At 52.1% G+C, this 14,328-nt stretch carries 12 protein-coding genes; 4 read left to right on the top strand and 8 right to left on the bottom strand.

The genetic code is table 11. The features are described 5' to 3' along the window. Positions 1-268 precede the first annotated feature (268 nt). The gene (locus DB847_RS19530) at positions 269-1,462 is read left to right on the top strand and encodes a NupC/NupG family nucleoside CNT transporter (RefSeq protein WP_108652199.1); all 1,194 of its coding nucleotides are present in this window, start codon (positions 269-271) and stop codon (positions 1,460-1,462) included. A 546-nt stretch (positions 1,463-2,008) separates the two neighbouring features. Here the strand turns inward: DB847_RS19530 and DB847_RS19525 are convergent. Genes DB847_RS19525 through lptD form a run of 6 tightly spaced genes read right to left on the bottom strand, consistent with a single transcriptional unit; the run spans position 2,009 to position 8,445 of the window. Then, positions 2,009-2,830 carry a symmetrical bis(5'-nucleosyl)-tetraphosphatase gene (locus tag DB847_RS19525; RefSeq protein WP_108652198.1) on the bottom strand — a complete coding sequence of 274 codons (822 nt, stop codon included), beginning with the start codon at positions 2,828-2,830 and terminating at the stop codon, positions 2,009-2,011. Between the two features lie 8 nt (positions 2,831-2,838). Beyond that, the gene (rsmA, locus tag DB847_RS19520) at positions 2,839-3,648 is read right to left on the bottom strand and encodes a 16S rRNA (adenine(1518)-N(6)/adenine(1519)-N(6))-dimethyltransferase RsmA (protein ID WP_108652197.1); all 810 of its coding nucleotides are present in this window, start codon (positions 3,646-3,648) and stop codon (positions 2,839-2,841) included. Next, complete coding sequence (gene pdxA, locus DB847_RS19515; RefSeq protein WP_108652196.1) at positions 3,648-4,634, bottom strand: 4-hydroxythreonine-4-phosphate dehydrogenase PdxA; 987 nt, start codon at positions 4,632-4,634, stop codon at positions 3,648-3,650. Before pdxA ends, rsmA begins: the two co-directional genes overlap by 1 nt. Next, positions 4,634-5,941 (bottom strand): peptidylprolyl isomerase SurA, encoded by a 1,308-nt coding sequence (surA, locus tag DB847_RS19510; protein WP_108652195.1) that lies wholly within the window; start codon positions 5,939-5,941, stop codon positions 4,634-4,636. The genes pdxA and surA overlap by 1 nt, the downstream gene beginning before the upstream one ends. A 42-nt stretch (positions 5,942-5,983) precedes the next feature. Continuing rightward, the gene (locus DB847_RS19505) at positions 5,984-6,286 is read right to left on the bottom strand and encodes a hypothetical protein (protein WP_108652194.1); all 303 of its coding nucleotides are present in this window, start codon (positions 6,284-6,286) and stop codon (positions 5,984-5,986) included. Beyond that, positions 6,223-8,445, bottom strand: coding sequence for an LPS assembly protein LptD (gene lptD, locus DB847_RS19500; protein WP_234418442.1), 2,223 nt, complete (start codon positions 8,443-8,445; stop codon positions 6,223-6,225). Before lptD ends, DB847_RS19505 begins: the two co-directional genes overlap by 64 nt. Before the next feature lie 273 nt (positions 8,446-8,718). Between lptD and DB847_RS19495 the strand changes: the two genes are divergently transcribed. The 3 genes from DB847_RS19495 to DB847_RS19485 all read left to right on the top strand — a co-directional run bounded on the left by DB847_RS19495 (position 8,719) and on the right by DB847_RS19485 (position 10,280). After that, positions 8,719-9,321 (top strand): DJ-1/PfpI family protein, encoded by a 603-nt coding sequence (locus DB847_RS19495; RefSeq protein ID WP_108652192.1) that lies wholly within the window; start codon positions 8,719-8,721, stop codon positions 9,319-9,321. 107 nt (positions 9,322-9,428) lie between these two features. After that, positions 9,429-9,941, top strand: a complete 513-nt coding sequence (locus DB847_RS19490; RefSeq protein ID WP_108652191.1) for a restriction endonuclease — start codon at positions 9,429-9,431, stop codon at positions 9,939-9,941. A gap of 105 nt (positions 9,942-10,046) precedes the next feature. After that, positions 10,047-10,280, top strand: a complete 234-nt coding sequence (locus DB847_RS19485; protein WP_108652190.1) for a hypothetical protein — start codon at positions 10,047-10,049, stop codon at positions 10,278-10,280. Between the two features lie 102 nt (positions 10,281-10,382). On the opposite strand, the gene DB847_RS19480 is transcribed toward DB847_RS19485, so the two are convergent. Next, on the bottom strand, positions 10,383-11,141 hold the full coding sequence (locus tag DB847_RS19480; RefSeq protein WP_108652189.1) for a substrate-binding periplasmic protein: 759 nt from the start codon (positions 11,139-11,141) through the stop codon (positions 10,383-10,385). Between the two features lie 91 nt (positions 11,142-11,232). Continuing rightward, on the bottom strand, positions 11,233-14,328 hold the full coding sequence (locus DB847_RS19475; RefSeq protein WP_108652188.1) for an efflux RND transporter permease subunit: 3,096 nt from the start codon (positions 14,326-14,328) through the stop codon (positions 11,233-11,235).

Genomic DNA, 14,328 nt, shown 5'->3' with positions numbered 1-14,328 from the left:
AATTTAAAGTTTTAGCAAGCAAAAAAAATGATATCCCCGTCACATAATTAAACGATCTTGTATTGCCGGAAAAACATCCAATTAGGACAGGGATCTCATTTCGAGCTATTGCTCTTGGTATCATTTTTTGAACTTGTGTAAGATGGATCGAATTATAATTAGCCCCCAACTTGAAGGTCATGACGACTAATTCATGGTGCTGATAAATATAAAAATAGATAAGCCATCTTTAAAGATGGCAGATTAATTGAAACAAAGGTGCGACAATATGTTGGAATTAAAGAGATATCTACTCTTCGTAGTCGGTATTGTGATCGTCTTAGCATTAGCCTATGCATGGAGTTCTGATCGCAAGCTTATAAAATATAAGCCGATTGCGATTATGCTGGTGATCGAGTTAGTGCTTGGGTTTGTACTGATGCAAACCAGCGGAGGGCAGGTTCTTATTGGCTCGGTCAATGAATTTTTCGTTAAACTAATGAGCTATGCAAACGATGGTGTCTCCTTTGTTTTCGGTGGTCTTGCGGCGAAGGGACAATTTGTATTCTTCCTGAATGTATTGCTACCGATTGTATTTATCTCTGTTCTTATCGGTATTCTTCGCCACTTCAAAATCCTTCAGTTTATTATTAAATATATCGGATTGGTTCTGAGTAAAGTTAATGGATTAGGAAAGCTGGAATCATTCCATGCGGTGAGTTCATTAACTATTGGTCAGTCTGAAGTATTTATCTCAATTAAAGATATGCTGCCACATATTAGCGACAAGCGGATGTATACCCTGGCGGCAACTGCACTATCAACGGTTTCACTGTCAATTGTGGGTGCCTATATGCAGTTGATTGAGCCTAAATATGTAGTGACAGCGCTATTACTTAACATGTTTAGCACCTTTATTATCGTTTCTGTCATCAATCCTTATCGCCTCAAAGAGGGCGAAGATCTGATTGTAATGAAAGAGAAGAAAAAGCAGACCTTCTTTGAGATGTTAGGTGAATATATCATGGATGGTTTCAAGGTCGCGGTGATTGTGGCTGCCATGCTGATCGGCTTCATTGCGCTTATCTCAGCGATCAACAGCATCTTCGATATGATCTTCGGGATTAGCTTCCAGCAGCTGCTGGGCTATCTCTTCTCCCCCGTGGCCTATATGCTGAATATCCCTTGGTCTGAGGCGGCTCAGGCGGGCAGCATCATGGCAACCAAGATGGTCACCAATGAGTTTGTCGCCATGATGAGCCTGGATAAGGCCCAGGGCCTGAGTCATCACACCATCGGGGTGATCTCCGTATTCCTGGTCTCTTTCGCAAACTTTAGCTCTATCGGCATTGTCGGTGGAGCGGTGAAGGCTCTGAATGAAGACCGTGGTGAGCTAGTTGCCCGCTTTGGCCTCAAGCTGATTTATGGCGCGACCCTGGTAAGCCTGCTGTCAGCGGTTGTTGCCGGGGTGATGATCCCCTAAACAAGCCTGAGTTCTTGAAGATGAGAAAGGCCGCAGCAGCGGCCTTTTTGCTATCCAGAGGATATAAAGTCAGCTCAGCTTGACCAGCGGTCAGTTATTTTGTGCCTGCGGCACAGGTGTCGGGGGCGCCCGACGACGCCCTACTTTTGTATCGTCAAAAGTAGGCAAAAACTCACTACGCATACGATGTTCCCGACATCGAGCTTCGTGGCTCGCCATCTCTGGCTCGAAAAGATAAAGGATCAATTGAGATCCTCTCGGTAATTGAATCGGAGAGAGGAGGTTCAACCCCCGTCAGCGAGCGCCGAGGTGAGCCGTAGAGGATTAAGGTCGAATCACATGGATGTGATGAGAGTTTAGCCGCGACAGGGATGTTGCGTCTAAGCGGCACCTTAATCCTTTGGTGAGACGAGGGTTCAGCGAGATTCGGGGCGTCCCGGGAGATGCAAGAGGGGGCGGACGAGCGCCCCTTCTTGCCTGCCGCCGGTCAGCATCGGCACATGCAGCGTAGCTGCAAATCGCCATCCGCAGGATAGATAAAGAGAATTACTGTGCGTATGTTGGACAGGCCGTACTAAATCGCTGTTTATCTTCCCAGCGCAGCATGGTCAGGGTGTTTCCCCATACGCAGCCGGTATCCAGGGCGTGATAGTCACTGCGTCCACAGTGGCCCTCCAGCGCCGCCCAGTGGCCAAAGATGAGCTCTTTATCCTCAAGGTAAGCCGCAGGGAGTTCAAACCAGGGGACCAGCTCAGGGTGATTGCCTGAGGGCATCAGCTTATGGTGAAACTCCAGCCGCCCATCCGGGTAGCAAAAGCGCATCCGGGTCAGGGCATTGATGCTATAGCGAAGGCGCTCGATACCACTTAGATTGTCATCCCACTGATCTGGTTGATTGCCATACATCCCCTTAAGAAGATGAAAGTAATCCACGGATTGAAGCTCGGCCTCAATCTGCCGGGCACATTGGCGGGCCGTTGTCAGATCCCAGGCCGGGGGGATCCCGGCATGGGTCATCACTAAGGGGTATTCAGAGTGCTCAGCCAGAAGAGGCTGAAAGCGCAGCCAGCGCAGCAGCTCATCTCTGTCCGGAGCCGCAAGGAGTGGCTGCAAACGATCTTTATCATGCTCCCGGGCAAGGCCTGAGCTTACCGTCAGCAGGTGGAGATCATGATTACCCAGAACCACAGTTGCGGCCGGGCCCAGATCGCGCACGTAGCGCAGGGTTTCCAGTGACTTTGGACCCCGCGCCACCAGATCGCCGGTGAGCCATAGCTCATCTTGTGCGGGGTCAAAACCAACATCATCCAGCAGCTGTTTCAGCTCATCCAGGCAGCCCTGGATATCCCCGACCAGGTAACAGGCCATGACGCGGTTTAACCGGCAGCCTTATCGGCAAGATAATTGGCGATCGTCACAAACTGCTCAAGAGAGAGCTGCTCCGGGCGCTGCACCGGATTGATTCCAAGAGCTTCAAGTTCGCTCTCGCTCATCAGATGTTTAAAGCAGTTACGCAGGGTCTTGCGCCGCTGGTTAAAGGCTTCGCGACAGATCCGCTCCAGCAGTCTCACATCTTTGGCCGGGTATGGAGGAACGTCATAAGGCTCAAGACGCACCACGGCTGAGGTTACCTTAGGGGCAGGTTTGAAGGCGCCGGGGCCGACCTCCAGTACCGGGATCACCCGACAATAATACTGTGCCATCACACTCAGGCGACCATAGGTTTTGCTGCCCGGACCGGCGGCAAGGCGTTGAACTACCTCTTTTTGCAACATGAAGTGCATGTCGCTGATCTTATCTGCAAATTCAAACAGATGAAAAATCAGCGGAGTCGAGATGTTATAGGGCAGGTTTCCAAACACCCGTAACTTTTCATCCCCATGCTGCAGCGAGCCAAAATCAAACTTCATGGCATCGATCTGGTGGATCTCAAGTCGGGGACTGAGGACCGGGTGCTCCTCAAGGCGTGCGGCAAGGTCTCTATCCAGCTCCACGACGTGCAGTTTATCTACGCTGGCACTGACAGGCTCGGTTAATGCGCCAAGGCCAGGGCCGATCTCCACCAACTGCTGGTGACGTTGTGGGTGGATTGCCGCAACGATTTGATCGATCACCATGGGATCGTGAAGGAAGTTCTGACCAAACCGTTTGCGGGCCGTATGGCCCATGTGTACCTTATCGCTCATTAACTATTCTCTGCCATCTGGATTGCATATTGAATTGCGGTGTTCAGGCTGCCGATATCTGCATTGCCGGTTGCCGCTAACTCGAGCGCGGTGCCGTGATCAACCGAGGTGCGGATAAAGGGAAGCCCCAGGGTGATATTGACCGAACGCCCAAAACCGACCGATTTTAGCACAGGTAGTCCCTGATCGTGATACATGGCAAGTACCGCATCGGCCTGTTCAAGGTATTTTGGCTGAAATAGGGTGTCAGCTGGCAATGGTCCGGTCAGCTGCCAGGGTTGCTGCTGGCGCATCTTCTCCAGAGTGGGCTCAATGATGGTCAGCTCCTCCTGCCCGAGGTGGCCACCTTCTCCGGCATGAGGGTTGAGGCCAGCCACAAGGATCCGTGGCTCGCGGATCCCAAATTTGGTTTGCAGATCATGGCCCAGAATGGCAAGCACCGAGCTAAGTTTGTCCTGGGTTATCGCATCGGCGACCTCCCGCAGAGGCAGATGAGTGGTCACCAGGGCAACCCTGAGTCCCTCTGTTGCCAGCATCATCACCACCTGCTTACAGCCTGCCTGTTCAGCCAGGTACTCGGTATGACCGGTAAAGGGAGTACCTGAGTCGTTGATCACCCCCTTGTGGACCGGACCGGTCACTAGGGCTGCAAATTCACCGCCGAGACATCCCTCGGCGGCACGCTGCAGACAGGAGACCACATAGCTACCATTTGCAGGGTTGAGAACCCCAGGCAGAGCAGATTGATTCAGTGGGATCTCCTCGACCCACAAGGTCCCTGGCTGGTGGCTAACCGGTGGCTTTGCCCGATCATAGGGCCTGAGACATATATCGAGTCTCAACTCCCGGGCCCGTTGCTCAAGGAGTTGGCGACTGGCGACAGCAACCAGCGGGTGTGAGCAGGGGTTCTGGGCAACCTCAAGTAATAGATCCGGGCCTATGCCTGCCGGTTCGCCCGGAGTGATAACCAAGGGAGCCCGGCCCATTAATCTTCGACCTGGTTGGTTTTTTGAATTCGGATGTAGGCCGAGCCCTGCAGCTCATCAATCCAGTTTTGTACCGCCTCGCTGAACTGGCGACGGAATAGCAGTTGATAGGCGCGCTGACGATTGGCCTTACCCGTGACATCCACCTTCTTGCGCTGCTGTAGCTTCACCAGGTGCCAGCCTAGGGAGGATTTAAAGGGTTGGCTCAGCTCGCCAGGCTTGAGACGCAGGATCATCTCCTTGAATGCCGGTACATAGATATCCGGGTTTGCCCAGTCAAGCTCGCCGCCCTGGGCCGCAGAGCCTGGATCCTGAGAGTACTTCTTCGCCATCTCGGCAAAGCTTGCCTTGCCGGAGAGGATCTCCTGGCGGACATCTGTCAGGATCTGCTTGGCTTTAGCTGAGCTCATGATGACAGATGGCTTAAGCAGGATTTGCTGGGCCTTTACCTCGGTTTCCATCACCCTGTTTTGACCGCGGATCCCAAGGACCTTAACGATGTGCAGGCCATTACTGGTACGAAGCGGGCCGATCACATCACCCTTCTGTGCTCCCTTAATCGCCTCTTCAAAAAGAGTCGGCATCTCCTGAGTGGTCATCCAGCCCCAGTTACCTCCCTGAAGGGCCTTGGGACCATCACTCTCGGAGATTGCGAGCTTATAGAAGTTGGCACCATTTTTCAGCTCCCGAATAAGGCGATCTGCTTTACTGCGGGCTACTTTCTGCTGTGCCTTGGTTGCATTATCGGGAATCGCGATCTCGATATGACCAATCTGGTACTGCTCCTGTGCCTTGCCCTTGGTTTGCAGGTTTTTCATCAGCTGGGTGACTTCGCTGTCCGAGATGTTGATCCGTCGCTGGACCATGATCCGCTGGATTTCGCCGATAAGGATCTCATTTTGCACCTGCTGGCGAAACTCGCCGTAGCTGACGCCCTGTTTTTTAAGGTCGGCCTTGAGTGCCGTGACACTCATCTTCCGGCTGGAGGCAACACTGCTGATCGCTTGCTCAAGCTGCTCATCACTCACCTGAAGTCCCTGTTTCTTAGCAACCTGCAGTTGCAGGGCCTGCTGGATCAGGTGATCAAGGGCCTGCTTCTCAAGAACTTTGTCATCGGGCAGGGGTTGATTCGCCTGCTTGGCGTTGCGCTTGATCTGGGCGACCAGCTCCTGAACCTCACTTTGCAGCACCACACCCTGGTTGACCACAGCGGCCACCTGGTCCAGAAGCACAGGCTTGGCCTGGACAGCGAAGGCTAGCAGTAGTGCGCAGATTGTACCGGCCATCAATCGAACTATTTTTTTCATAGGTTTCCTTTACATCAAATCTTAAAGTCAGAGCAGCAACTCTTATTGATTGATTCCTGTATCCGGATCCGTCTCCAGATCAAAGGGTCTGTAGTAGGGCAGCTGTGAGGTACCAAGCTTGAAGTCGCTGGGAACTGAGCCTGAGCCCATACCGAGCAGTTCAAAGTTGATACCAAGTGATACTTCTTTGTAGGTATCCAGCTGATTGCTTCCTTCCGGAGTCCGGTACTTGAGCTGATCTTCCCAAGTAAAGGTGACTGCCCAGCAACAAGAGGCATATCTCAGACCGGCAAAGCTATCGATATTGTTTTTATTGTTGAGATCCCGGTAATAACCTCCGAGCAATTTCCAGCGATCATTAAAAAGTGGGGTACTAAAGGTCCCCCCAACTGTCTGACGGCCGGGACCTCATAGCTGGTATCTGTCGTGGCAGTCGCATCCTGCTCAGACAGATAACGATAGTTGATCTGAGCTACCTGGTCTTTATTGACCCTGTATTCCAGGGCAGAGTTCCCCGCGGTGATCTGATCTTTATGAGTGTTGTATTGGATACCACTATGGAAAAACCAGCGCTCGGTAAGATTTAGATCGCCCTGGGCATAGATCGGGGATAGCTGCTCGTTATCCTGAATCGAATTTGCGTAGAGCTGTACTCTGGGGGCTACAAAATTATAGGCCTGGCCGACGGCCAAGCGTGCCCGCTCGGTTCCATCACCATTCAGGAAGCGGGTGGTAACCCCCAAAGAGAAGCGGTTTTCATCACTGATACGGTCGATGTCAGAGAAGCGCTGATCGCTAAACAGGCTGTAATAATCCTGGCTCATCAGGGTTGTATCGTAGAGGTAGATATCCTGCTGATTCTTATAGGGGATATACAGATACTGGAACTGAGGCTCCAGAGTTTGGGTATAGTTATTCAGCAGCACCATCGGCCGCTCGAAGGTCATGCCTCCCAGGATGCGAAATTCTGGCAACACCCGGTTGATCCCACCATCTTCAAGGTTAGGGTGGTTTGAGTAATCTGAGCTGCCGGCAAAGTCACGAACCTGCTGATTGTAGTGAGTCATTAAGAGCTTACTCTGGAAGCTCAGGTTATAGCCCGTGGTGCTGAGAATAGGTACGGTAAAAGCTGGAGCTAAGTGAAATCTGTCGGCAACGGGTAGGGTATCCAGATCGTTATCAAAGCGCACCGATTCGGCATACAGGGAGAGCTGGTAATCACTGGAGCTGTTGTTATAGCCGTTAAAGCGAAGCCGCGGCATGATGGAGTAAGGTTCTACCGTTGGTACTAGTACCTGGTAGGAAACCGTATCCATCACCAGGTTCCAGTCAGGCTGATAATAACCCAGAGAAGTGGTGCGCTGAAGCTGATCCGAGCTGCGGGTACCATATATAGGATCGAAATCACTGTAGTAGTTTTTATCCCACTGGGCCACCTGGGCATAGTCGATATTCAGCCGCAGGTCGTTGTTAAGGAATGCAGCATCCTGTTTCCAGTAGAACATCCAACGCGGGTCGTTGGCATGCTCATTGGTGGATGCAAAGCTCTTATCATGGCCCAGATATTCCCCATAGAGGATCCCCTTGTCGGTGGGGCTGGTCATATAGCGATACTCCAGCTGACTCATCCAGCCGCGCAGAGACATGTAGCGTGCGGTCAGGGTCGCATCCTGATTGGGAGCAATATTCCAGTAAAAGGGGATATTCAGGCCGATGCCATTACTGGAGCTGGAGCTGTAGCTTGGGTAGAGAAAGCCTGTGGTTCGCTCATTCTTGACCGGGAACTGCAGATAGGGGAAGTAGAACACCGGCACATCGTAAAACCACATGCTGGAGTTCCAGGCGGTACCAAACACCTCGTTATTATCGATATCTATAGTAGAGGCCCGCATATGCCACACCTCGTTATCCGGCTTGCAGGTGGTAAAGGTAGCATCCGTCATGGTCAGAAAGCGGTTATCTCTTAGATGCATCGAGCTTGCATCACCGCGCCCCTGGCTCTGATTGAGCTTGTAGGTGCTCTGTTGAATCTTGGTCTCATGAGTATTGAGGTTCGAGGTCATCTTCTTATCACTCTTGAGAGTGACAATACTGTCCTGGTAGTCGATATCCCCCTTGGCGGTCACCTCTCCCGTGGGTTGATCCAGTTCGGCATAGTCAGAGCTGAATGAGCGATCTCCCTGCTTAGCTTTGACATCGCCGGTGTAGATAAGCTTGCCGCCTTGCTTGGCGGAGGCCTCTTTTGCCGTGATATGCACCGGGAGGTTATTGATATCCTGAGGACTGGTTGAGCTACCTGAAGCTACCTGCTGATTCGAGTTTGCCTCTGGCGACTGCTGTGTGGTTTGCTCCTTTGAGCTTTCAGAGTGAGTTGAGCTGGCTTCAACCTGTGGCTGATTGGTCTGCTGCTCTGAGGCTGCATGGGCCAGAGGGATCATTGAGGCAGCCATCAATACAGATCCTGTCAGGCGCACGGGGTAATTCCATCGGTTTAATTTATTCACTTATTTTCTCACCATCACCACAGTTGCAGGGATTTTTGGTTCAATCTTCTGTTCGCAATTGGTCGCTATGATAAGCGAATTTCACATCAAGGGCTAATGAGTGTCCCGGATAAATTTCTTTGGATCACACAGTGCCATTGAAATTAGGATAGTCCTCAAAAGAGAATGATGAGTGGTTTTGTGTGGGGAAGCGGCGAGTATCGCTGATTTGTGCTTTTGCCTATGAGTTGTGACTCAATTTAATAGCTTTAGCTGGCTGAAAATGGAGGAGAAATGCAGAAATTACAATTGGGGGCCGTTGTCTTTGATGGGTTTGAATTACTGGATCTGTTTGGTCCTTTGGAGATGTTTGGCTTAGCCCGTGAGCAGTTTGACATTCGTCTGCTCTCTTTTGCGGGCAGCAAGGCAAGGAGCAGTGCCGGTCCGGTGGTTGAGGCCGATCACTCTTTCAATGCGGTTGAGAGGTTGGATCTGTTGCTGGTTCCGGGAGGCCTGGGTACCCGACAGTTAGTAGAAAATCAGCCGTGGATAGATGCACTGCATGGTTTGGCTGAGCGATCACACTGGGTTGCCTCTGTCTGTACCGGTTCTGCCCTGCTGGCCAGGACCGGGGTGCTGGATGGTCGCAGGGCGACCACCAATAAGCTTGCGTATCGCTGGGCAACGGCGCAGGGCCATGGGGTAGACTGGCAACCCAAAGCGCGCTGGGTGGAAGATGGTGAGATATTTACCTCCTCTGGTGTCAGCGCTGGGACCGATATGGCTCTGGCGATGATAGCCAGGATCTGCGGACATACCCGGGCCCTGGAGATCGCCCATCTGGCCGAGTATATCTGGAATCAGGATCCAACCGATGATCCTTTTGCTATGCCCTGAGAGTTAGCCTTGCTTATGGTGGTCGTTGTGCATTTTCCAGGATCTTGACGATTCAAATGAGTCATATAGGATGGGCTGACTAGCGTTCTCTTAACTGGTTTTCCCCTATGCCTGAATATCTGACCGATCCCTTTCTGTGGGGGATTGGAGTTGTACTGCTGATCCTTTTCTGGCGCCTGCGCCGCCCTCTGACTCCCCATGCTCGCAATATTAAGGACTCCAAGAGACTCTATCGCAGACTCTGCCGTCAACCCCAGGGAGCCGGTAAGCTCAACAGGCTCAAGCAGATCGACCCCTATCTCTTCGAGGAGCTGCTGCTTACCGCCTTTGAAAAAAAAGGCTATCGAATAGAGCGCAACAGCAAGTATGCCGGGGATGGCGGGATTGATGGTAAGCTGTTTCTTGGACGCAAGCGCTACTATATCCAGGCCAAGCGCTATCGAAATTATATTCGCAGTGAGCATGTGAGTGAGTTTATCTCTTTGTGTGAGCGTGACCGGGTACAGGGCTATTTTGTGCACACAGGAAAAACCCCGGATAGTGTAAAGAAGCTATTTGCCCAGCAAAAGAGGGTCGAGCTCATCAGCGGACCTCGTCTGTTATCTTTGTTTCGTCGTTAACCGCCATAGGCCCTGATGTTCAATTTGGCGCTTAAGGTTAAATTGGTGTAACGTGAGAAGGTGTTTACCTATCTTATTCGCCAGCTCAAGGCAAAGGAGTGAGCCATGACGACAATGACCCTACTGCAGGAAGTGATGATGGAGGCGGCCGTGATTGGTCAGGCCGATGATCATCGAGGCTGGTATATCTGTGAGCCCCAGGGGATCTGGTACCTGTTTGATGATGGAGAGATCCGAAAAACCTGCTCCAGCGAGCCAGATTGCAGCGCCTTTTGGCCTTCACGCGAAGCCGCAACCACCTTTTATCAGCAGTGGAAAGAATCTACTCAGGAAGAGTAATTCCCTTCAAATCTTTTTCCCAATATGGATTTTCACCAGGCAATGACTGTTTTTTTGCCTGCCAATGGTGGGCTCTGTTAAAGCCGGTTTGTTGAGCCGGCCTTATCTTTGCTCCAGTTGCCCCTGCCTGGCCAGTAACAGAAGCTCCTCGATTCGTCCCTGCTCTTTAAGCTTGGCAAGACCACGATTAAAGGTTTCGATGATCTTCTCTGCGTTGGGGGTTTTCTTGGAGATCAGAAGATGCAGTGGATTACTGACCGCCGGGACTGGATGGTTGGTAAACAGGATATCACTGTGAGGATAGAGCTTGCGTAGCATGTAATAGCCAACATCAACACTCTCCAGGGTGACGTCCTTGCGCCCCGAGAGGATCAGATCAAAGCTCTGCTTGAGGCGATTAACGAAGGCAACATCCAGGGTACCGTCCTCGATCGCATTATAGAAGGCGTCGCTATAGGTGTAGCCACGGATCGCTACAATTCTCTCGTTTTTCAGATCTTCGAAGCTTTTCCAGTGCAACGGATAACCCTTGAGGTGAAACCAGACAATCCGGTCATTGATAATGGGATCGCTATAGAGGTGGGTTTTGCGGCGTTTCTCAGAGTCGTACCAGGCGAGGGTCCCGCTGACCTCTCCAACTTCTGACATTCGGTAGGCTCGCTGCCAGGAGGTATAGACATAGTCCACCTTGACCCCCTCCATAGCAAATGCCTCCTTGGCGGCTCCATTGACAATTCCACCAAACTTAAAAGATTTTGAGCAGAAGGGAGGAAAATCACCCGTGGTGATGGTCAGAGTCTGTGCCTGAAGCAGGCCGGAAAAGGTGATCGTAAGCACCAACAGCAGGATAGATTTAAACATAATGCAGTTCCCTTGCAAGGCTTATCTCAAGTGTAGCAAGGGAACTCACATCTGTTACAAAGAGCCCCCTTTACTGAGGGGGCAGATAGGGTTAGTTATCGCTGAGTTTATTCTTCCCACGTAGGGTCCACAGGACATCCTGGCTCCGATAGGTTGCCAGTATTGAGTAAGCAACAGGGATCACAAACAGCGAGAACAGGGTGCCAATCAGAAGGCCACCAACCAGCACCAGACCAATCTGATAACGACCAATCGAGCCGGGGCCAGAGGCCAACGCCAGTGGCAGGGCACCGAAGATCATCGCCAGCGAGGTCATCAGGATGGGGCGCATCCGGGTTTTTGATGCCTCCAGCACCGCCTCCATGATGGAGTAGCCCTGCTGTATCAGGTTATTGGCAAACTGAACGATCAAGATCCCATGCTTGGTAATCAGACCGATCAGGGTCACCAGGCCGATATTGGTATAGATATTCAGGGTGCTCCCGGTTAGCTTGAGTGCAAGCAGGGCACCGGTGATCGACAGCGGGACCGTCAGCAGGATCACCAGGGGATCGAGGAAGCTTTCAAACTGTGCCGACAAGATGAGGTAGATAAAGATGAGTGCCAGACCAAACAGGAATAGCGAGCTTCCCTGAGAGTCTTCCAGTTGCTGGATACCGCCGGTAAACGCCATGCTCTGATCCGAGGTGAGCATTGGAGGGACCACCTGATTAACATACTGCTCTATGCTGCTCAGGGAGTAGCCCGGGGTCACATCCGCAGTGATGGTGGCCGAGCGCTTATGGTTAAAAGTGGTGATATCCGGGGTGCCGGTACTCTTCTTGAGGGTCACCAGCTGGGACAGGGGGATCATCTCACCCGATGATGCCTTGACATAGATGCTGTTCATCACATCAAAGTTCCCCAGATATTTCTGACTGAGTTGGGCACGCACGCTGAAGGTGCGTCCATCCGGGAGCTGGATTTTGGTGGGATCGCTACCACCGCCCATCATGGTGTTGAGGGCACTGCTGATCTGATCCAGACCTATGCCGAGCTTACTGGCCAATGCCCGATCGATACTGAATCTGAGTTGTGGCTGGTCTGCCTTAATTGAGGTTTCTACATTACTCAACCCCGGATATTTTTTCAGTGCAGCAACCACCTTGCTACTGAGATTTTTCAGATCCTGAGGGTCCTGATCCTTATTAAGAGTCATCAGTTGCAGCTCAAAGCCAGTTGAGCCCGCGCCATAATTGACCGGATCCGGCAGGTTGAAGGTGACCGACATCCCGGGGATCTTCCTGTTCACCTGGGTATTGAGTCTGTCGACAATTTGGCGAGCCGTCTGATCGCGCTCGGACCAGGGCTTGAGGGTGATAAAGTGGGTCGGTGAGGTCAGGTAAAAGGAGACCACATGCTCAAAGGTCGGCTCCTGATTGAGGATCTTGTCCAGCTGGGCCATGTTGCTGTCGACATAGCTCTGGTTACTCGCCGGTGGCAATGTGATGCTGGTATCAATGTAGCCGATATCTTCTTTGGGGATCACCTCCTGATCCATAAAGTGATAGAGCACACCAGCCCCGACCACGCACAGCAGCAGTATGCTGAGCATCCAGCGCTTGTGCTCAAGATTTTTACGCAGCAGCCTCTGGTAACCCTGGGTGAGCCTCTCCAGCATACTTTCCAGTTTTAAGCTAAGCCGTGAGCTTTTCTCCACCGGCCGCAGCAGTTTGGCGCACATCATAGGTGAGAGGGTCAGGGCCACAAACCCCGAGATCAATACGGCTCCCGCCAGGGTGAAGGCAAATTCCCGAAACAGGGTCGCGGTAAAACCGCTACTAAAGCCGATGGGCACATACACTGCCACCAGGGTGAGTGTCATGGCGATGATTGCAAAGATAAGCTCTCTGGAGCCTCGGCGCGCGGCCTGAACCGGAGATTCACCCCGTTCAATATGGCGGTGGCAGTTCTCAACCACTACGATGGCATCATCGACCACCAGACCTATCGCCAGCACAATTGCCAACAGGCTGATCACATTGATAGAGAAACCAAACAGCGCCATCACTCCAAAGGTCCCTATGATACAGATGGGGATGGTGATAATTGGGATAAGCGCAAGACGCATCGAGCCGAGGAAGGCCAATACGATCACCCCAACCAGGATGATCGCCTCGATCACTGCCTTTAGACACTCATGCAACGAGTTGCTGATGAAGGTCGCCTGGTTATAGGTAACCGCTACCGAGACTCCTTTGGGCAGGGCGGGGGCTATCTTTTTAAGCTCCTTTTGCACCCTGGCTGCAACATCCACAGGGTTGGCGCCGGTAAAGGGGCGGATCTCCAGCACCAGTGCCGGGTGCCCGTCATAGGTCAGCTTGCTGGGAGTGAGTTCACTGGGTCCCCAGGCCACCTTGGCCACATCACTTATCTTGATCGGCTGGCCATCCTGATAGCGGATCACCAGGTTGGCAAAATCCTTGGCCGAGTGGATCTCGGTATCTGACACCAAAACATAATTTTTCTCGGTACTGAGAATCGATCCGGCACTCATGCTGACATTATTATTGGCCAGAGTTGATTGAACATCTGCCGGGGAGACCTTAAGTGCGGCCATCTTAATCGGGTTGAGCCAGATCCACAGATTGGTCCCCGAGCCACCGTAAGGGCCGGGTACCCCACCGACTCCCTGGATGTTCTTAAGCCTTGGGATCACATGATCCCACAGGTAGTTATACAGGGTGGAGAGATTCATGGAAGAGGAGGTAAACGCGATATTCAGGGTGGGCGGTGAGCTCCAGTCCTCACCACTATTATCCGAGACGGTTGGGGCCTGTGGCATGGCGGGGAGATCGCTAACCCCGGCCACCTTATTGCGCAGCTTATCCACCACCTGGTAGTAGTTCACATTATCACGCAGGGTCACCGAGATACTGCTGCTGCCATCCGAGCTCTTGCTCGAAAGCTGCTTGATCCCATCGACATCGCTGATCGCATCCTCAATCTTGCTGGTGACCTGATCCGACATATAGAGCGCGCTGGCGCCGGGAACACTGGCGCTGATGGTTGCCGTTTTTTGTTCAAACTGTGGGAAGTAGCGAATATCCAGCTGCTTAAGGGAAACAAGTCCGACCACGATCAACAAAATGCTAAGAACCGTGGCAAAGACCGGATGGCGGATACAGATATCGGGTAGTTTGACCAT

This window comes from Dongshaea marina (assembly GCF_003072645.1).
Lineage (GTDB): Bacteria > Pseudomonadota > Gammaproteobacteria > Enterobacterales > Aeromonadaceae > Dongshaea > Dongshaea marina.
This window is presented reverse-complemented; position numbering and strand designations above follow the sequence as displayed.